Genomic DNA, 565 nt, shown 5'->3' with positions numbered 1-565 from the left:
GCACTTTAATTATATTGGATATTTGTCTTTGTTTTGTTGTATTATTAGTCTTTTCATCCCATTATCAGCACTGTTTGCTAAAATATCACTCTCCATTTTTAAACTTTTGATTTTCTTTTCTTAATCGTAGTAGTTTTTTTCTTTTTCTATTAAGTTATCTGCGTGTTTGAATGAACATGTTTTTTTGATTGTTTTATCCATCTGGCTAGTGTGCTTGAGGATAATTCATATTCTCTCATTATCTCGCTTTTTCTTTTTCCTGTCTTGTATAATTCTACTATTTGTTTTATAAATTCTTGGCTAAACACTCTTCGTTCTCTTCGGTTTGACTCTCCTTTTTTATTATATCTTTCTTACTAATATCTGTCTAGTTTATTCTAGTCCAATCACTAATAAAAAATATAATTGGATATTTATTAATTATAATAAAGAATGAAAATTAAAAATATGTAGAAGAGAAATAAAAAAATAGTATGAAGAATAAATAAAAAATAATTGTAGATAATCAAAATCTCTAACACAGTAAAATTATATGAAAATTAGGTATAATGATTTTCCGGGGGAA

At 25.1% G+C, this 565-nt stretch carries 1 protein-coding gene; it reads right to left on the bottom strand.

All coding sequences use genetic code 11. The features are described 5' to 3' along the window. Positions 1-149: 149 nt before the first annotated feature. Entirely contained in the window at positions 150-308 is a 159-nt protein-coding gene (locus HMPREF1983_RS01035) for a transposase (protein WP_021752421.1), read from the bottom strand. Positions 309-565 lie beyond the last annotated feature (257 nt).

This window comes from Gemella bergeri ATCC 700627, from assembly GCF_000469465.1.
GTDB classification, from domain to species: domain Bacteria; phylum Bacillota; class Bacilli; order Staphylococcales; family Gemellaceae; genus Gemella; species Gemella bergeri.
This window is presented reverse-complemented; position numbering and strand designations above follow the sequence as displayed.